This is a genomic window from Eubacteriales bacterium mix99 (assembly GCA_038396605.1).
GTDB lineage: Bacteria > Bacillota > Clostridia > Caldicoprobacterales > DTU083 > UBA4874.
Genome location: CP121690.1, coordinates 12,228 through 31,485, shown reverse-complemented (window position 1 = coordinate 31,485; position 19,258 = coordinate 12,228). Strand labels below are relative to the sequence as shown.

General features: G+C 51.7%; 13 protein-coding genes. 10 read left to right on the top strand and 3 right to left on the bottom strand.

Annotation, left to right across the window (positions count from 1 at the left end):
* The first annotated feature begins 25 nt into the window (after window positions 1–25).
* The 6 genes from QBE55_00115 (at window position 26) to nagA (ending at window position 7,883) form a co-directional block, all read left to right on the top strand.
* The gene (locus tag QBE55_00115; GenBank protein WZL78614.1) at window positions 26–1,183 is read left to right on the top strand and encodes a GNAT family N-acetyltransferase; all 1,158 of its coding nucleotides are present in this window, start codon (window positions 26–28) and stop codon (window positions 1,181–1,183) included.
* Window positions 1,184–1,215: 32 nt separating this feature from the next.
* Complete coding sequence (locus tag QBE55_00110) at window positions 1,216–2,043, top strand: sugar phosphate isomerase/epimerase (protein ID WZL78613.1); 828 nt, start codon at window positions 1,216–1,218, stop codon at window positions 2,041–2,043.
* Window positions 2,044–2,466: 423 nt separating this feature from the next.
* On the top strand, window positions 2,467–4,557 hold the full coding sequence (fusA, locus tag QBE55_00105) for an elongation factor G (protein ID WZL78612.1): 2,091 nt from the start codon (window positions 2,467–2,469) through the stop codon (window positions 4,555–4,557).
* 88 nt (window positions 4,558–4,645) lie between these two features.
* Window positions 4,646–5,578, top strand: a complete 933-nt coding sequence (gene pfkB / locus QBE55_00100) for a 1-phosphofructokinase (GenBank protein ID WZL78611.1) — start codon at window positions 4,646–4,648, stop codon at window positions 5,576–5,578.
* 191 nt (window positions 5,579–5,769) lie between these two features.
* Window positions 5,770–6,486: a cell wall hydrolase gene (locus tag QBE55_00095; GenBank protein WZL78610.1), complete on the top strand. Its 717-nt coding sequence runs from the start codon at window positions 5,770–5,772 to the stop codon at window positions 6,484–6,486.
* A 254-nt stretch (window positions 6,487–6,740) separates the two neighbouring features.
* A complete protein-coding gene (nagA, locus tag QBE55_00090) occupies window positions 6,741–7,883 on the top strand; it encodes an N-acetylglucosamine-6-phosphate deacetylase (GenBank protein ID WZL79959.1) in 1,143 nt (380 codons plus the stop codon).
* On the opposite strand, the gene QBE55_00085 is transcribed toward nagA, so the two are convergent.
* From QBE55_00085 to QBE55_00075, 3 genes are read right to left on the bottom strand one after another with little or no spacing between them, the layout of a single operon-like run.
* Window positions 7,875–10,241 carry a transglutaminase domain-containing protein gene (locus tag QBE55_00085; protein ID WZL78609.1) on the bottom strand — a complete coding sequence of 789 codons (2,367 nt, stop codon included), beginning with the start codon at window positions 10,239–10,241 and terminating at the stop codon, window positions 7,875–7,877. The genes nagA and QBE55_00085 overlap by 9 nt on opposite strands.
* Complete coding sequence (locus QBE55_00080) at window positions 10,238–11,452, bottom strand: DUF58 domain-containing protein (protein WZL78608.1); 1,215 nt, start codon at window positions 11,450–11,452, stop codon at window positions 10,238–10,240. The genes QBE55_00085 and QBE55_00080 overlap by 4 nt, the downstream gene beginning before the upstream one ends.
* Entirely contained in the window at window positions 11,449–12,393 is a 945-nt protein-coding gene (locus tag QBE55_00075; protein WZL78607.1) for a MoxR family ATPase, read from the bottom strand. The genes QBE55_00080 and QBE55_00075 overlap by 4 nt, the downstream gene beginning before the upstream one ends.
* 153 nt (window positions 12,394–12,546) lie before the next feature.
* Here QBE55_00075 and QBE55_00070 point away from each other — a divergent pair, with 153 nt between their 5' ends.
* The 4 genes from QBE55_00070 to QBE55_00055 all read left to right on the top strand — a co-directional run bounded on the left by QBE55_00070 (window position 12,547) and on the right by QBE55_00055 (window position 19,078).
* Entirely contained in the window at window positions 12,547–13,536 is a 990-nt protein-coding gene (locus QBE55_00070; GenBank protein WZL78606.1) for a biotin--[acetyl-CoA-carboxylase] ligase, read from the top strand.
* A gap of 222 nt (window positions 13,537–13,758) precedes the next feature.
* Window positions 13,759–15,555, top strand: a complete 1,797-nt coding sequence (locus QBE55_00065) for an ABC transporter ATP-binding protein (GenBank protein WZL78605.1) — start codon at window positions 13,759–13,761, stop codon at window positions 15,553–15,555.
* 1 nt (window position 15,556) lies between these two features.
* Window positions 15,557–17,341, top strand: a complete 1,785-nt coding sequence (locus QBE55_00060; GenBank protein ID WZL78604.1) for an ABC transporter ATP-binding protein — start codon at window positions 15,557–15,559, stop codon at window positions 17,339–17,341.
* A gap of 249 nt (window positions 17,342–17,590) precedes the next feature.
* Entirely contained in the window at window positions 17,591–19,078 is a 1,488-nt protein-coding gene (locus tag QBE55_00055) for an ATP-dependent DNA helicase (protein WZL78603.1), read from the top strand.
* Window positions 19,079–19,258 lie beyond the last annotated feature (180 nt).

The window sequence follows — 19,258 nt, the reverse complement described above, 5'->3', positions numbered from 1 at the left end:
TGTGAGGAGAATGGAGGCAAAAAACATGGAAGGACCCAGAGCAACCAAACCGGAGGAAGTTCAGCCGGTTATCGATCTGGTCAATTTAGTATTCCGGACCGGAAACCATTGCAAACCGACAATGGGGATCGAATTCCCGCTGCTTTTGTGTGAGGAAAACCGGGAGAACATGAGAATCATTACGGAAAACGGGCAGCCCGTTTCGGATATCAATTATTATCCGTCTACCATCGCTGTGGAGGGAAGCACCATCCGAGCGGCTTCCGTCGGAGCCGTATGCACGCATCCTGACTACCGGGGCAGACATTTTGCCACGATGATTCTGGATGATGTGGAAGCCAGGATGCACAGGGAAGGCGTGGAAGTCATGCTGGTTTCCGGAGGCCGGGGCTTGTATCGGCGCCGGCAATGTGTACGGGTTGGCGGCTTTGACAGGGCTGTATTGAAGCCCGGAAAGAGTCCGGGCCGAACTGGCCTTTCCCTGGTGGCAATGGAGCGGCTGCATCTCAGGGAGGCGGTTCATCTTTACAATCAGGAGGCGGTTCGCTTTCATCGTACCTGTCGTGAGTTTACCCGGCTTCATGAGGGCGTTATGACTCCATGGGGCAATCGGTATTTCAAATCTTATCTGGTTCGGATCGACGGGAAAGCCGCAGCGTATTTCGTTGTACGTTTTTTCCGGGATTCCGACCGGGCAGAAATCAGGGAATATGCAGGAGACCGAATGGCAGTGATTCAGGGAATCCGCCGTTTGATTCAGGACGGAAATCTGAGTGAATGTGCCCTGGTCTGCGGAAAAAATGACGGAATCCGGATCCTGCTGGAGGAAGAGGGGATCCCGCTGCAGCATCAGGATCAGCAGGGAACGTTGAAGATACTTGACTTTCCTTCCCTGATGAACAGCCTGCAGCCTTATATGAAGCAGTATCTTCCGGATGAGACAGTGGATGCCCTGGAGTTCACGGAAGAAGATGGGACGTTTTCGGTCTGTTGCGGGGAGGAGACCATGACGGTGAACGGCATGGACGATCTGGGGCAGCTCCTGTTTGGCCAAAGAGAGCAGGACTCTCCGGAGAATGTTTCTGTCAGGAAGGAATTGGCCGGCAAGCCGGAATTGAGGAGAGTTGTGGATACCGTGTTTCCCATTCCATTCCCCTGGACGGATAATATGAACTTCATCTAATAAAGTATAAATTGCGGAAAGGAAAGAGAAGAATGTATCAACTGGACATCGGCGCTATTGTCTCATTGGAAAGTCTATTGAAAAACGGAACGGGAGAGCTGGAGGCCCTTAGCTTGAATTCCTGCCAGGTGAATGCCTGGAATACCGACATTCTGACGGAAGAAAACGCTTCTGCCCTGAAGGGAATTGTTGGGGATTCCATTACAGTCTCCAGTTTATGGGTAGGCTGGCCCGGGCCAAAGGCATGGAATTTCATCGACGGCCCTGCAACACTGGGGCTGGTTCCGCGGGAATTCCGGTATGTGCGGATGGAAGCCCTGAAAAGGGGAGCAAGGTTTGCAAAGCTGCTGGGGATCACAGACATTACCACCCATGTGGGGTTCCTTCCGGAGAATCCCTCCACGACGGAATACCGGGAAGTTGTGATTGCCATCCGGGATGTTGCATCCTACTGTGAATCTTTGGGCCTGTACTTTAATTTTGAAACGGGACAGGAAACCCCCGTTACCCTGGTGCGCACCATTGAGGATATCGGCCTGGACAATCTGGGAATCAATCTGGATCCTGCCAATCTGCTGCTTTATGGAAAAGGCAATCCGGTGGATTCAGTGGATATTTATGGGGATCGGATCCGGGGCGTGCATGTCAAGGATGGCAGGTATCCGACGAATGGAAGGCACCTGGGACAGGAAACCCCTGTGGGGGAAGGCGGCGTGAATTTCCCGCGTCTTCTGGACCGATTGATTGCTCATGGCTATCAGGGGGCCCTTACCATTGAAAGGGAGATCTCCGGTCCAGGGCAAAAAGAGGATATCCGGAAAGCAAAGAACATTCTGGAAGATATCCTCAGAAAATACTGAGAAAACAGAAAGGGAAGATTCCGGGACGAATTGTCCCTATTTTGAATATCCTGTCTAACACGGCACCTCCCTGCATACCATTTATGTAAGGAGGTGTTGTTATGAAAGTCGTCTTCCTGCGAAAAAAAGGCCTGAAATGGGGCATTGTTCTGGTGGTGTTCATCGTACTCCTTATTGTGATCCTGCGGTTGCTGTAGGCACCCGGCGGAACGCAGCTTCCTGGGTATCGGGGCGGAGTTCTTCCTTGTCCCGAAACCGTCCAATATGGGGACAACCTCATATTGTTTTCCCTTTTTGATGTGAAATATGTTACAATAAAGAAGGGGTATTGCGATTTTTATCGAATTATTACCTTGATATCTTTTGATCATCTTGATCTACCACAAAATTTCGCAAGTTAAAAAATGGAATGGGGGAATGTTGATGAAGAACTATACAACCGACAGGATACGAAATATCGGCATGATCGGCCACGGTGGGGAAGGGAAGACTACCCTGACAGAAGCCATGTTGTTCGATGCCGGAGCAGCCGATCGTCTTGGTAAAGTGGAAGACGGCACCACCATTTCGGATTATGATCCGGAGGAGATCAAAAGGAAGATTTCTATCGGCTCCGCACTGGCCCCTTTGGAATGGAAGGACCGGAAGATCAATGTAATTGATGTTCCCGGTTATTTTGACTTCGTGGGAGAGATGGTAGGCAGCCTCAGAGTGGCGGACAGCGCCTGTATCGTGGTGGGAGCGGTATCCGGTGTGAGTGTGGGTACCGGGAAGGCCTGGGATATGTGCAAGGCACATAATATTCCCAGACTGATTTTTATCAACCAACTGGACCGTGAGCATGCCGATTTTGCAAAGACCATCCGGCAGCTGAAGGAACTTTATGGCACTGCGATTGCCCCCTTTCAGGTACCGTTGACGGAAGACGGACAGTTTACCGGTTTTGTGGATATCATTGCGATGAAAGCCTGGCAGTTTAAAGGAAAAGATCTGGGGGAAGCTCCCGTTCCGGAGAACATGAACGAGATGATTGAGCCGATCCGTACCATGCTGGTGGAGGCAGCTGCCGAGACCAGTGAGGAGCTCATGGAGAAATATTTTTCCGGGGAGGAACTGACGGAGGAGGAGATCCGATCCGCCCTGCGCAGCGGTGTGGTCTGCGGGGATATCGTACCTGTGATCTGCGGATCTGCGATCAACAATCAGGGTGTGGAGACAATGATGGATACCATTGTCGACTATCTTCCTGCGCCCGGTGAATGTGGGAATTTTAAAGGAGAGGATCCCCGTACCCGGAAGCCGGCAGAGCGGAGCTGTACCACTTCGGATCCCTGCTCCGCCCTGGTATTCAAGACGGTGGTGGATCCTTTTGTCGGGAAACTGTCCCTGTTCAAGGTATTGTCCGGTGAAATGAAAACCGGGATAACCCTCTACAACCCCAGCAAGGATAAATTGGAGAAAATCAACAACATTTACTTTTTACGGGGCAAAAAGCAGTCTTCTGCGGACAAGGTAACCGCCGGCGATATTGCTGCGGTTGCAAAGCTTCAGGATACGGTAACAGGCGATACGCTGTGCGATGCGTCCAGGCCGATCCTCTATCCCGGGATCAACTTCCCGGCTCCTGCCATATCCCTTGCAGTGGAGGCCCGGGATGAAGGGGACGAGGATAAGGTGTTTGCCGGCCTGCACCGTCTTACCGAGGAGGATCCGACCTTTACCGTTGAGAAAAACCGGGCGACCGGTGAAATGCTGATTTCAGGCGTCGGCGAAATGCACCTGGATGTCATCGCCAGAAAGCTTCAGAATAAATTCGGGGTTTCCGCGGTTTACCGGGAGCCAAGGATTCCCTACCGGGAGACCATTCGCAAGCCGTTGCAGGCAGAAGGAAAATACAAGAAGCAAAGCGGCGGTCATGGACAGTATGGTCATGTCTGGATCGAATTTGAGCCGATGAAGGATGAGGATTCGGATCAGGAGTTTGAGTTTGTGGATAGGATTGTCGGCGGTGTTGTGCCAAGGCAATACATTCCGGCTGTGGAAAAAGGCCTGAAGGAATGCCTGCCAAACGGTATCCTTGCCGGGTATCCCATGGTTGGACTCCGGGCCACCCTGTATGACGGATCCTATCACAGTGTGGATTCCTCCGAAATGGCTTTCAAGGTAGCCGCGTCCCTGGCCTACAAAAAGCTGGAGCAGAGCGATCCGGTTCTCCTTGAGCCGATTATGAAGGCAGAGGTGGTGGTTCCCGATGAGTACATGGGGGACATTATCGGGGATCTGAACAAACGCCGCGGCAGGATTCTCGGGATGAACCCTGCCGGCAATGGACTGCAGCAAATCGTTGCGGAGGTTCCCCAGGCGGAAATGATCCGGTATGCCACGGATCTGCGCTCCATGACGCAGGCCAGAGGCAGTTTTCAGGTTACGTTTGAGAGATATGAGGAAGTGCCGGCCAACATCAGTGCCAGGGTGGTGGAACAGGCAAAATCCGGGGCGGAGCAGGTACAGTAAATATAGTCAATATATTTTCAACGGGGAGCCGGAGTGTGCCGGCTCTCTTTTTTGAAGCAGGAAGATTGAAAAAACAAGGGGGAAAAAGATGATTACAACCGTTACGATGAACCCAGGTGTGGATAAGACCGTGACCGTGGATACCTTTCACTATGGCGGCCTCAATCGGGTTCAAAACGGCAGATTGGATGTCGGGGGAAAAGGCATCAATGTGGCATCGGTATATACTAATCTGGGCGGTACTGCACTGTGTACCGGCATCAACTATCAAAGCGGCGGGGACTTGATACGGGAAAGGCTATCGGATCGGCATGTCCGGCATGATTTTGTCATGGTACCGGGAGAACTCCGCACGAACCTGAAGCTGTTCGACCGGTCCAAAGGCGTGGTTACGGAAGTAAATGAAAGCGGTTTTCCGGTGCAAGAAGGGAACATTCAGGTTTTAAAGGAAAAGGTGCGGCGATACAGCAGGGAAAGCAGCATGATGGTTTTCAGCGGCAGCGTCCCAAGGGGCGTGGGGTCCGGCGTGTACCGGGAACTGATGGAAGAGTGCGCAGGGGACTGCCGTCTGGTACTGGATGCGGAGGGACCGCTTTTGTCCGAAGGGCTGAAGGCGCAGCCTTATCTCATAAAGCCGAATCGGTTTGAGCTGGAAAAGATATTGGGAGAAGAGCGAAATACAAAGGAAGAGATCGTGGAAGGCGCCAGGGAACTGCTGCGTTCCGGAGTACAGATTCTGTGTGTTTCTCTAGGGGCACAGGGCGCTGTGATTGTGGACCCCTGCAGCGCGTATTTTGCCCCGGCCCTGCCGGTAAAGGTCCAAAGCACGGTGGGAGCGGGGGATTCCATGGTGGCAGCTCTATGCCTTGCGGCAGAGGAGGACAGGCCGCCTGCGGAAATGCTGCGAATGGCTACCGCTGCTGCAGCAGCGTCTGTAATGACAGAAGGAACTCAGCTTTGCAGCAGGTCGGATTTTGATGCCCTGCTGCCTCAGGTATCCGTCACAAGAATAGAGGAATGAAAGGCGAAGGACTGGATGAATGTGGTATGTCTCTAAAAAAGTCAGCAAATTTAACATAAACGTAATATTTGTTTCATAATCCCGTAATAAAAGCCAATGGTGCCTTTTCGATCGTTTTGACAGCCTGTACCTGTCATCATATAATGTACCCAACAAACAGGTTGACATAATTCAACCTCCAGGGGGTTTATATGATGAAAAATCGGATCAACAAATTATCATATGCTTTGAAAGGACTGTCCGCCACGCTGTTGATTACGGCTGTCCTGGCGGTTCCGACGGCGGAGGCTTCCGCAGCCGGACTTCAGAAATGGGGATGCAGAGGCACCGAGGTCACGCATCTGCAGCAGGAACTCCTGAACCGGGGTTGCTTTACCCATTGGCGGGCAACCGGATACTTTGGACGGAAAACCAGGCAATCGGTTGTCAACTTTCAGAAAGCAAACGGACTGGTACCGGACGGAATTGTCGGGCCAAAAACCAACGCCGCATTGTACGGGAAAAAAGCTCCGGCAAAAAATGTGGCAACGAGCAAGAAAACCAATGGCGATATTTACTGGCTGTCGAGGATCATCCACGCGGAAGCACAGGGAGAATCCTATGCAGGCAAAGTTGCAGTAGGCAACGTGATTATGAATCGGCTGAACGTTTCCGAATTCCCGAATTCCATCTATCAGATCATATTTGACAGTTATAAGGGAATCCCGCAGTTCAGCCCGGTGGCCGACGGAACCATCTACAACACGCCGGACAACGCCAGTGTGAGAGCAGCGAAGGAAGCCTATGCAGGCAGCAGGCCGGTTGGAGATTCACTCTATTTCTTCAATCCCAAAAAGGCTGCTGGTTCCTGGATCGTTCGCAACAAGCAGTGCACCGGCACCATCGGCAACCATTCCTTCTATCGGTAAAGAAGGCATTTCCCGGAGCAACTCCGGGATTGCAATTCCGGAAAAAGAATGATAAAATAAAGGAAATTGAAAAGAGGATCCTCCCTGCAGGAGCAGGGAGGGCTTTTTTTGTCCGGAAGGACGGCTCTTTGTCCGAAACATTTTGGAATGGGTAGGTATCAGCAGATATGGATCCCATTGCGGATGGATATCAGAGAGAGGAAACAGGCAAAGAATCAAAAAGGGCAAATCGATGGAAGGAGAAGATGGTATTGATGATATTGACTAACGGCAGGATTTATCTGGACGGAGCATGGAAAACAGGCCTGGATATCCTGGTGGAAGGGGAAAAAATAGCGGACATCCAGTCCAGGGGGACCTGGAAGGATGGCAGGACAGTGGATGTGCAGGGCAGATATCTTGCCCCCGGTTTCATTGACATTCATATCCACGGCTCCAACGGATCCGACGTAATGGATGCCAGGGAGGATTCTCTGGAGAATATATCGGCTTTTCTGGCAGGCAACGGTACCACGTCCTGGCTTGCCACCACCATGACCCAAACCATTCCCCGGATTCAGGATGCCCTGCACACGGTATCGGAATATATGCAGGGGAAAAGCCATAAGGGTGCACAGATTCTGGGTGCCCATATGGAAGGACCGTTTATCAATCCTTTGGCAAAAGGGGCCCACGTGGAGGAATGCATTATTCCGCCGGACCAGAAAACCTTTGAGGAGATCACGGCGGAAACACCGGATATTGTCCGACTGATGACCCTGGCTCCGGAAAGGGAAAGCGCCCTGGAATTTGCGGACTATCTGAAGGACAGGGGCATTGTCGTTTCCATCGGACATACAAAGGCTTCCTATGATCAATGTGTCTGTGCCATGCAGCACGGCATCACCCATATCTGCCATTTTTACAATGCCATGACGCCTCTTAAGCACAGGGAACCCGGAACAGTGGGCGCCATTCTGGACAATGATTCAGCCACCATAGAGCTGATCGCGGACCTGATCCACATTCATCCGGCTGCCCTGCGTCTGGCGGTTCGGGTCAAGGGACCGGATCGGACTGTGCTGATTACCGATGCCATGTCGGCTGCCGGCCTCAGGGACGGGAATTATGAGCTGGGCGGTCTCCCTGTTCATGTAACGGACGGAGCGGCACGCCTGAAGGATGGTACCCTGGCAGGCAGTGTCCTGACACAGAATCGCGCTCTTTGCAATATGATAAAAATCGGGATCCCCTCCGAGGATGTCATTGCCATGCTGACCGAGACGCCTGCCCGGGAGATTGGAGTGGACGGATACAAAGGGAAGCTCAGGAAAGGCTACGATGCGGATATCAATGTTCTGGACGCGGACTTCCAGGTTCGGGAGACCTTCGTAAGGGGTAAAAAGTTTTCAAAATAAATTGCGCTTCTGACTCTGCTTTCGATAAGAGAACATTCGCCGGATGGTCCGGAAGCGATACCTGAAGGGTCCCTGGATATCCCGTACACTGCCCTTTAGGTTTTGATAGAATTCCTCTGCCCAGGAAAGATCTGCCTCCGTCAGCCGGTGATTTCCAAATTCCGTATTGACCATAAGCTCTGCAATATCTTTCATGGACCCGGCGGGATTGATCAGCCAGGTATCGATTCTTTCCGCATACCCATAGGGAGTTTCCCCCTGCCGGACAGGCGCTCCGTAGAGCTCCAGAAGCCACAGGATTTCATTGTAATAAGCGTGGAGGCGGGGGCGGAAAGGCATTTTGGCAACCTTTTTCCAATGACGCTGATACCAGAGAAAGAGGATCAGGGCAGCAGCAGACACCAGGGCGGGCGGAAAGCCCAGGGCAATCCAGACGCCCGCCCGTGCTGCCGGCAGGGACCATTTCGTTTTATCCTCCGTCTCCGGGCTGTCCGGAGACGGCATATCCAATGTGTTATCTTCCTTGCTCTGCTTCCGGTCCATCCTGTGTTCCCAATAATCCTGCCAGTACAGGATCTGATCGTTGCTGCGGTAAGCATTTTCCCCGGCCGATTCCGTCAATGCATCCGCAGGGGTGGGATCAAAAGTGAGCCATCCAAATCTTGGGAAATAAGCTTCTACCCATGCATGGGCGTTCTTTTTTCTCACTTCGTAGATCCCATTGGAATTGGGAGAGGAAGGCATCAGGAATCCCTCCACGTAGCGGGTGGGAATGCCGGCTGCCCTGCCCATAACCGCCATGGCGGAGGCAAAATAGGTACAGTAGCCTTCTTTCAGGTCGAACAGGAAATAATCCACGAAATCCCGGCCGGAAGGCGTATAAGGCGGCCGGACCGTATAGGCAAAGTGGCTCTGAAGATAATACTGAATGGCCATGATTTTTTCATAGGGGGAATCCTTGCCGGCTGTGATCTGCTTCGTCAGATCGCAGACCCTTTGTGGTACGGAATCCGGTATCTTCATATAATGCTTCTGGATGGACAGGACTTTTTCCCGATATCCCTTTTGCTTGAGAAGGGAGTCCGGCAAAGGCCGGTTCCAGTCGATGGAAGGAACTTTTTCCGTCAGGTACTGCAAAAGTTCCGGATTGGTCCGGTCCGGTACCCGGGACCGCAGGGTATAGGGTTCTCCGGTGACGATTTCCCGTGTGGTAAAGGTTTCTCCCTTGGTATTGAAGTAGGGCTGGGAAGCGCCCTTTACCGTATCGATGTCCGTCAGCTGAGGCGAATGAAAGATGGCGGAGCTCTTTATTCCGATGTGGGTAACCACGGCTTCGACTTCCGGAAAGAGCTCTTTTTGTTTTTTTTCCTTTAAATCCTTCCAGATCTGTTCATCAAAATTATAGACGCCTTTCCGGCTTTTTTCCCACGCAATGTCCCAAAATCGGTAACGCATGTCCTCAATGGTATCCGTCCATCCGGAACCGGCGTATTCATTCAGAAGGGAGCCCCTCAGATAAAGGGGCATCGGGGAGGAAACTTCCAGCACCACATCCTCACTGAGTTGAACCGGGCCGCCCAGCTTCTCCGGAGAGGACGGAAATCCGGTTTCCGACAGACGAAAAGGCTGCCTCGGTCCGGAAAAGCCAAGTTGATCCCGGATCTGCGTCTTGACCCGATCCACGCTGTTTACCAGATAGGGCCATCGATAATCGGTATCTGCAGGAATAAGAATTCTGGCGGTCAGCAGGATGAGAACGGCCAATGGCAGGAGATGGATCAGCCAGGTTCCATAATGGGGAAGGGAAGCTTTTCCAGACAATTTTTTATGGAAACTTCCTCCCCAGAGCAGGATGCTGCCCAGCGCAAACACCCAGATGCACCATCGGGGCTCCCGATGACCCAGCAGCCAGAGTGTGATCAGAAGGGCGGCCCCCAGCGCAAACGGGAGGAAGGACCATCGCAGCTTAACCTGCAGCAGATAAAGAACGGTTCCGATCAGGCAGATCCAGAACCAGGCGGCAGGGAGACAACTAGCCGGACGAAGGATTGCATTTCCACGGATGCAATCGATCTGCCACCGAAGGAAAACCTGGATGGAACGCTGCCATTCCGGCCCCGCCATCCACCGGAGTACTGCCAGCCCGACCAGAACGGACAGGGGAAGAAGGATTGCTGCAGTTTGTTTATTCCAAAAAACGATCCGCAGAAGGACACTCAGGGCGATGGTGATCAGCGCGATTGTACCGATATGCACCGGCAGGTGAATGGCTCTCAGAAACGCGGTGCTCAGACTGCTGGTCATAATGAAAAAAACAAGGCTCTCCATCAGAATGTCCATCCACCTGCTCTTTTTCATACCATCGCCTCCAAAGCCTCATCCAGACGCTGATCGGTATGGATGAGGAAAGTCGGGATTGCCTTTTTACGGAGATCCTGCAGCATTTTTTCATCTTTCTGATTTTTCCCGTTTCGGGCTTTTATCAGAAAGACCATGGGACGGACACCGGACTGTCTGAGAAGGCAAAGACGGTTGAACAGGTCATGGCATATCTGATCCACCACCAGAATCAGGCTTTCGTTGGAATGGAATGCAGAGGATTCGATCTGCAGGATCCTGGACATGGAAAAGGGACTTTGAAAGGCGATGCCGGAGAGAAACTCATAAAAGGCAGGAAAATTCTGAGGAGTCCTGCCGCTCAGTTCCTGTCTGGCCCTTTGGTAGACAATCAATTTCAGCGGGATCCATTTGCTGAGAAGGTAATGGGCCAGAGCCGCAGTCGATTCGACCATCTGATCTTCCAACTGCCGCCTTTCCAATATGCTGATCCGGTCCGGCAGATTCATTTCCAGAAACAGAAGAATATGGGGCTGTGTTGTCATTTCATAGTTCATCACATAAAGATCCTGCATTTTGGACGAAATCTTCCAGTGAACTTTTTTGAGGGGATCCCCGTAGGCATACCGGCGGATATCCGACTGAACTGCCGTTTCATTGGTTTTCAGCAGTTGATTGCTCAGAAGACCCTCCTGCCGGATTTCGGGAAGAGGGAGATCATTCAGGGAAAGAACTCTTGGAAGGACCGTCAGCTGCAGCATTTTGTGATAATGTTTCCTGGTCAGATCCATGGAAAAATGGAACAGTCCGAAAAGGTCCATGACCTCCACTCCTGTGATGCCAATGGGATAATTTCCCCGCAGGGAACATGGAAACTCCTCCCGGATTTCCACGTAATGAAAGGGCAGTACAGACAGAATGCCCTCCTTCTTCGTATTGGTCAGCAGGGATTCGGGCGTTCGGTAGGAGACTTTGAGAAAAGGAAAGAGAAAAGGTTTGTCGTTGTGGATCTGTATGGTAAGGACCGCATTCTGTCCTTTGCGTGCTTCCTTCGGTGCAATATTCTGCAGGTAGTGGAAGTCCAGCAGAGTCCACAGACAGGTCAGCACCGCATAGACGAGAATGGAGAGAAGGATGCCGAAGACGATATAACAGAGCAGCTCCCCGGTATACAGACCGAGCAGCAGCAGTGCCGCGGTGCAAAGGACGAACAGGATCCCCCGTGTTTTCATGATGAAATCACCGGCACATAGAGGGTATGAAGGATGGATTGCAGCACCCTTTCCGCCGTCTGTTCCTTCAGGCGGGCTTCGGGCTTCAATATCAGACGGTGTCCCAGCACCGGAACGGTCATTTTCTGTACATCATCCGGAATGACATAGTCCCTTCCCCGCAGCAGGGCATAGGCCTGGGAAGCCCGCATGAGGTAGAGGGATCCGCGTGGACTGGCGCCGAGGCTCAGATCGGGATGATCCCGGGTCATGGAAACAATGCCGGAGATATACTCCCTGATGGCCTGCGCTGTTTTTACCTCCGCTGTCGTTTTCTGAAGAAACAGGATATCCCCGGCGGATGCGACAGGCTGCAGGGTGTCCAGCGGATTTTGTGTCTGAAACCTTGACAGGATCTGCATTTCCTCCCGCCGGGAAGGGTATCCCATGGTCACCTTCAGCATAAATCGGTCCAGCTGCGCTTCCGGAAGGGGAAACGTACCGATATACTCCACGGGATTCTGTGTGGCAAGCACGATAAACGGTGCAGGAACCGGGTAGGTGATACCGTCCACGGTGACCTGCGCCTCCTCCATAACTTCCAGCAGGCTGGACTGGGTCTTGGGCGAGGTCCGGTTGATTTCATCGGCAAGGATGATCTGGTGCATAATCATACCCGGCTGAAATTCCATTTTTCCTTTTTTGAAATTGTACATGGAGAATCCGGTAATATCGGAAGGCAGTACATCCGGGGTGAACTGGATCCTGCGGAAGCTGAGATTGAGGGATTTGGCCAGGGAGGAAACCATCATGGTTTTCCCGACTCCCGGTACGTCCTCAATCAGAACATGCCCCCTGCCCAGAAGGGCGATCAGGATCAGATGGATGGATTCCCGTTTGCCTACCATCACACATTCCATATTTTCCTGTATTTTTTTTAACAGCAGAGATGCCTTTTCCAAGGGGTCCCCTCTCCTTTCGGATGATCCGTACCTATTTCCATTTCGTTGTTGCTATACCCGGAAAGGTATATACGAACGGGTCTCTTTCCTTTATAATAATAGGATACGGAAGAATTAGCAATACATTCTGATAAATTAGGGAGGAGAAGCTCTTTGAAAGATAAAATCTTCAGGATATTGTTGGGCAACCGTGGAAAGTTTGTTTCCGGGGCAAAAATCAGCGAAAAGCTGGGAGTGAGCAGGACAGCGGTCTGGAAATGTATCGGGCAGCTCCGGGAGGAAGGCTGCCGGATTGAATCGGTTTCCAACAGGGGCTATTGTCTCATGGAAGTTCCCGATCGCTTGAGCGGGGAATTGATCCGTTCTTGTCTGAACACCAATATCATGGGACAGTCCATGGATCTGCATTTTTCCATTGGCTCCACCAATGCAAGAGCCAGGGAACTGGCGCAGAAGGGTGCAGCCCATGGAACGCTTGTGGCGGCGGAAGAGCAGGTAAGCGGCAGGGGAAGGCTGGGGCGTGCCTGGGTGTCTCCGGCAGGTGTGGGCATCTGGATGTCCCTGATTCTGCGGCCTCCTTTTCCACCGCTGCATGCTCCCCGCATCACCGTGTTGGCCGCTTTGGCAGCAGCAGATGCCATCCGGAAGGTGACCGGGCGGAATGCCGGCATCAAATGGCCAAACGATATTGTTCTCCGCGGGAGGAAAGTATGCGGGATCCTGACGGAAATACAGGCCGATCCGGATCGGATTGAATATGTAACGGTTGGAATCGGCCTGAACGCAAACACCAGGAAAGAGGATTTTCCGGTGGAACTGTCCCGCACGGCGACCTCCCTTTTCCTGGAATCCGGAGAAAAGGTGGATCGGAATCTTCTTCTGGCTGAAATACTGAACAGCTTTGAGGAGTACTATAACAGATACGTGGAAAAGGAAGAATTTGCGGAGCTGTTGACCGGGTACAGGAAGGAATGCATCACATTGGGGAAACCGGTTCATGTTATCGGCCGGACAGAGGAATTCGATGGGACTGCCATCGATCTGACAGAGGATTGTGCTCTGGTGGTCCGGCTTGCCGATGATACTCTTCGCACTGTTTTTTCCGGGGATGTTTCGGTGCGGGGAATTGCAGGGTATGTATAATTATGATTTGTGCAGATAATTCAAAGAATCCGGCTTATTCGGAAGGAGGAGGGGGAACACCTGCTTCCTGTTTCCGGGGAGAAGATTTCCGGCGTTTTTTTACCGATACCCTGCATTGCGTTTATCAGGAAAGTTCATTAATATGATGTAGATTCTCATCCACAGTATTTACGATACTTTTCCGACAATAGGAAACGGACCAAATTAACTGGGGGTTATGTTTTGGAAATTTTAAAAAGAATCTTCCGGTACTGCAGCCGGTACCGACGAAAGATGATTGCCGCATGTATATTCCTGATTCTCTATATCGCCGTCAATCTGATCACGCCTACGATTTCCGGAATCATTGTGGATGATGTCATCAAGGGTGGAAAACGGGAGATGCTTTCGGTTTTGCTTCTGATCCTGCTGGTGGGATCGGTACTGAAAAGTGCCGCCATGTATTTTCGGGGCATTTTGTTTGAAAGCTTCTCTCAGGATTGTCTGTATGATCTGAGAAATGACATGTATACTCATTTGCAGCAGCTCCCCTTCTCCTTTTATGACAACAACCGGATTGGTGAGCTGATGTCCCGCATGACCGGTGATTTGGAAGGAGTCCGGGTATTCCTTGCGTCCGGTATTCCGGTTTTGATGGAGAATGGCGTTTACTTTTTCGGTACCGCTGTGATCCTTTTCATCCAAAATGCCAAATTAGCCGTTGCAACTCTTCTGGTTACACCTTCCATTGCATATTGTGCCTATCGGTTCAATCAGGTGGTCCGCCCCGTGTTCAGTGAGATCCGGGAGCAGCAGGCAACCTTGAATACCGTTACCCAGGAAAACATCACCGGGGTGCGGATGGTAAAGGCGTTTGCCAGGGAAGACTATGAAACCGGGAAGTTTGAAAAGGAGAACCGGCGCAACCGGGTGCTGAATATTAAATCCAGCCGGATCTGGGGAAAATATTTCCCTGCTATGGATTTTATCTCCGGGATCTGTCTGATCCTTTTGATCTGGTTTGGCGGACGCATGGTCGGAAGGGGGGAAATCAGCATTGGCACCGTGGTAACCTTCAACGGATATCTGTGGATGCTTATTATGCCCATGAGAATGCTGGGCTGGATCATCAATATGATGGCGCAGGCCATTACTTCCGGACAAAGAATCTTTGATGTCCTGGATACCGGAACGACGATCCGGGAACCGGAAAGTCCATATGATCCGGAAGAATTCCGCGGGGACGTGAGCTTTCAGGATGTTACCTTCCGTTATCGGGAGCAGCCGGTTCTGCTTCATGTAAACTTCCAGGCACCGGCCGGTAGCACCATTGCCATTATGGGAGCCACCGGCGCAGGGAAAACCTCGGTCATCAACCTGATCGAACGGTTTTATGACCGGTCCTCCGGCAGCATACGGATAGACGGCGTGGAGATCCAGGACTGGAGCATCCGGCGTCTGCGTTCGGAGATCGGCATAGTCCTGCAGGATACCTTCCTCTTTTCTGATACCATAGAGGGAAATATTCTTTACGGCAAACCCGATGCCACCCGGGAGGAAGTGATACAGGCGGCAAAAATGGCAGATGCCCATGATTTTATCTCGGAAACGCCTCAGGGATATGACACCATCGTCGGGGAAAGGGGAACCGGACTGTCCGGCGGCCAGAAGCAGCGTATCGCCATTGCCAGGGCGCTGATCAAGGATCCCAAAATCCTGATTATGGATGATTGTACCTCCGCCGTGGATATGGACACGGAATATAAGATTCAGAAAGCGTTGAAGGAAGTGCAGAAGGACCGTACTACATTCATTATTGCCCATCGGATCTCCTCCGTGAAAAACGCAGATGAAATTCTGATTCTGGAGAACGGACGGATTGTGGAACGCGGTAATCATGAACAGCTGATGAACCGGAAAGGCCGGTATTATGAAATGGTAAGACAGCAGTATCATGATCTGGATAAGCTGGAGGAGTTCCGGGCAGGCTGGCATGCGTCGGATCCGATGGAAGCAGACCGGAAAGGGAAGGTGATATAAGATGTTGCATAACCGGATTACCCAGGATGAAGAATTGGAAAGACCGTTCAACATGAATCAGCTGAAGCGGCTTCTGGCTTACATGCGGCCTTATCGGAAAGAAATGTCCATCACTCTGACCCTGATGTTTGTGGCTGCCTTCTGCGGCTTGCTGGGTCCGCGCATTCTGCAGATCGCCATTGATGACTATATGGTGCAGCAGAAATATGGCGCCTTGGCCGGGCTGTCCGCGGTTTTTCTCGCCGTCAACGCCATCAGTGCGCTGTGCATGCATCAGCGGGTGCGCACCATGTCTGAGGTCGGGCAGAAGGTATTGTACCGGATCCGGCAGGACATGTTCAACCACATCCAAAAGCTTTCCTTTAATTATTTTGACAGCCGTCCTGCCGGGAAAATCCTGGTCCGGATCATCAATGATGTCAATTCCCTGGGGGATTTGCTGACCAACGGAATTGTCAATGTCCTGACGGATATTGCCACACTGATCCTTGTGATTGTTATGCTGGCTTCCATGGATTACCGGCTGATGCTGATCGCCCTTTCCGTCCTGCCGCTGATGCTTGTTGCCATTCTGTCCCTGAAAAAGGTCATCCGGCACAGATGGCAGGCCGTCCGCAGGAAATCTTCCAATATGAATGCCTATCTGCATGAAACTCTGTCCGGAATGCGGGTCACCCAGGCTTATATCCGGGAGCCGGAAACCAATGCGATTTTCAAGGGGCTGTGCCAGGATCTCCGCTCCTCCTGGATGAATGCCATTCATGTGAACAACCTGATGGGGCCATTTTCCGAAGTGATTGCCACCGTAGCCGTGGTTCTGGTCTATTGGTTCGGCGTAGGCATGATCGACAGCGGAACGGTTACGGTCGGCGTGCTGGTGGCGTTTTCAAGCTATGTCTGGCGATTCTGGCAGCCGGTGAACAATATCTGCAATTTCTATAATTCCATTCTGATGGCTATGGCTTCCACGGAACGGATTTTCGAACTGCTGGATACGCCGGCGGATATCTATGATCACGGGAATGCGGAGGAAATGCCCGACATCCAGGGAAGAGTCGCCTTTGAAAATCTGACGTTCTGCTATGAACCGGAGAACCCGGTTCTGACGGATATCAACTTCCGGGTGGCCCCCGGGGAAACCATTGCCCTGGTCGGCCCCACCGGTGCCGGTAAGAGTACCATTGTCAACCTGATCAGCCGGTTTTATGAGCCGGTGAAGGGAAGGGTCCTGGTGGACGGCATCGATATCAACACCGTGTCCATGAATTCCCTGAGACGGCAAATGGGAGTGATGATGCAGGATTCCTTTATTTTCTCCGGTACGATTATGGATAATATCCGTTACGGCAGACTGGATGCCTCGGATGAAGAAGTAATGGAGGCAGCCCGGGTGGTGCATGCTGACGGCTTTATACGGGAAATGGAGAGGGGATACCAGACAGAGGTCCATGAGAGAGGATCCAGGCTGTCCCAGGGGCAGCGTCAGCTGATATCCTTTGCCCGGGCGCTTCTGGCGGATCCACGGATTCTCATTCTGGACGAGGCAACCTCCAGTATTGATACCGAGACGGAAATTCTGGTGCAAAAGGGATTGGAACAGCTTCTGAAGGGCCGGACTTCCTTTGTGATCGCACACCGGCTGTCCACCATACGCAATGCCGACCGGATCATGGTGATTGATGACGGGAAAATAAAGGAATGCGGCAGCCATGATGAATTAATGAAGCAAAAGGGGGAATATTACGAACTCTATCTTTCCCAGTACCGTTTTCTGGAAGCCGTATGATCTTCATGGCCATGCGAACATGTTGAATCCGGCCTCCGACAAGGAGGATAGACACAATGGGCTTCCTGTTCATGGAGATATACCGGGGAGACATACCGGGCCCACAGGATTTTAAGTCCTGTACGTGGTGGAACGCTGCGCTCCCCACAAAAAGTCGGATGAGGCAGGAAAAAGGGGTTTCCATAGCGAAAGTCAGGGGCAGGGGCGAAAAGGGAAAAACAGTCCGAAGGAGAAAGGATCGCGGAAAATATGCCAGACAGTTTCAGCTTGCGGGAGCATGCAAAGTGGCTTCTTACCGATACATTCGGTTATGCCGATTTTCGGAAAGGGCAATGGGAGGTTATTGAGAATATTTTACAAAGAAGAAATACTGTTGCCATTTTTCCAACAGGAGGCGGCAAGTCCCTTTGCTTTCAGATTCCCGCTATGATGATGTTCGGCACGACTGTTGTGATTTCTCCATTGATTTCCCTGATGAAGGATCAGGTGGACAGCCTGGTGAAGAAAGGGGTTGCCGCTTCCTTTCTCAGCAGTTCCCTGTCGGAGCATGAGGTGACCCGCCGGATCCGCGAAATGGAAAATGGCCGATACAAGATTGTTTATATTGCGCCGGAACGGTTTCAATCCGAGACCTTTTTCTCTGCACTGAAAAAGGTCCATATTCCCTTCATTGCCATTGATGAAGCGCATTGTGTCTCCCAGTGGGGGCACAATTTCCGGCCGTCCTATCTGAAGATCCGGGATTTCATTCAGGCTGTCGGAGATCCCGTCGTCGGGGCGTTTACCGCTACGGCCAACCGAAAAGTCCAGCAGGATATTGTGAACCTGCTGGGGCTGTCCCAATGCCGGCTGTTTTTAAGCAGCTTTGATCGGGCCAATCTGGAGTTCCGCGTGGAAGATCCTGCGAACCCCAGCCTGTATATTCTGAATTATGTCAAAACCCATCCCGGAAAGTCCGGGATTGTCTATGCGGCAACCCGGAGAAATGTGGAGAATTTGTTTTTTTATCTGAAAAAGTATGGCATACAGGCCGGGATGTATCATGCCGGGCTTGCCGGGGAACAGCGCAGCCGATACCAGGATGGATTCCTGAACGGGGAAATATCCGTCATGGTGGCTACCAATGCCTTTGGCATGGGGATTGATAAAAGTGATGTCCGCTATATTATTCATTACAATATGCCGATTTCCGTGGAGAGTTATTACCAGGAGGCCGGCCGGGCGGGAAGGGACGGGGAAAAAGCGGTCTGCATCCTGCTGAAGAATCCCGATGATTACAAGCTGAATAAATTTCTGATCAATGGAAATTATCCGCCGGTGAAGGTGGCAGAGGCATTGTTTCGACGGGTACGGAGAAGGCAGACAAGAGGAATACCTTCGGAAATGCTGATCAGCAGGAGGATGGGCGGCGCCTCCATGCGGGAAAGTGCTCTGAGAAAAATTGTGGAGTATGGTTATGCGGAGATTCGCAGCGGCATCGTGTACGCAACGGAAAAGAAGCATTTCACGCTGACGCAGAAGGAGATTGACCTTCATAAGGACGTGGAGATGGAAAAGCTGGATGCCATGCAGCGGTATCTGGCAGAGAAAGTATGTCTCCGCGCCTATATCCTGCGCTATTTCAATGAGAAGCCTGCCAGGGAGCGCTGCGGGAACTGCAGCGTATGTCTGCGCAACAGGGGGCAGGATGAAGGGAAACTTATGAACCATATGCTGGCACATATATTTGGAAAGTAGTGGCAGTGCTGCATCGGGATAGAAGGCGTACCGATATCAGACAGCTTTTGCTGTCCGCCCATCGGATATAAGAAATGGGAACGGTACAGATTGCTGACATCTTCTGCTGTATTAAATTTAAAGATTGGAAAAGGAGATAGGCAGCGGATGCCGAATCCATATAGATCGGTGAATGGCTTC

Coding starts and splice junctions, on each gene's coding strand:
- QBE55_00080 (WZL78608.1), bottom strand. CDS start 11,452: ATGAAAACACGGGGGATCCTGTTCGTCCTTTGCACCGCGGCACTGCTG.
- pfkB (WZL78611.1), top strand. CDS start 4,646: ATGATTACAACCGTTACGATGAACCCAGGTGTGGATAAGACCGTGACC.
- QBE55_00085 (WZL78609.1), bottom strand. CDS start 10,241: ATGAAAAAGAGCAGGTGGATGGACATTCTGATGGAGAGCCTTGTTTTT.
- QBE55_00060 (WZL78604.1), top strand. CDS start 15,557: ATGTTGCATAACCGGATTACCCAGGATGAAGAATTGGAAAGACCGTTC.
- QBE55_00110 (WZL78613.1), top strand. CDS start 1,216: ATGTATCAACTGGACATCGGCGCTATTGTCTCATTGGAAAGTCTATTG.
- QBE55_00115 (WZL78614.1), top strand. CDS start 26: ATGGAAGGACCCAGAGCAACCAAACCGGAGGAAGTTCAGCCGGTTATC.
- QBE55_00095 (WZL78610.1), top strand. CDS start 5,770: ATGATGAAAAATCGGATCAACAAATTATCATATGCTTTGAAAGGACTG.
- fusA (WZL78612.1), top strand. CDS start 2,467: ATGAAGAACTATACAACCGACAGGATACGAAATATCGGCATGATCGGC.
- QBE55_00055 (WZL78603.1), top strand. CDS start 17,591: ATGCCAGACAGTTTCAGCTTGCGGGAGCATGCAAAGTGGCTTCTTACC.
- nagA (WZL79959.1), top strand. CDS start 6,741: ATGATATTGACTAACGGCAGGATTTATCTGGACGGAGCATGGAAAACA.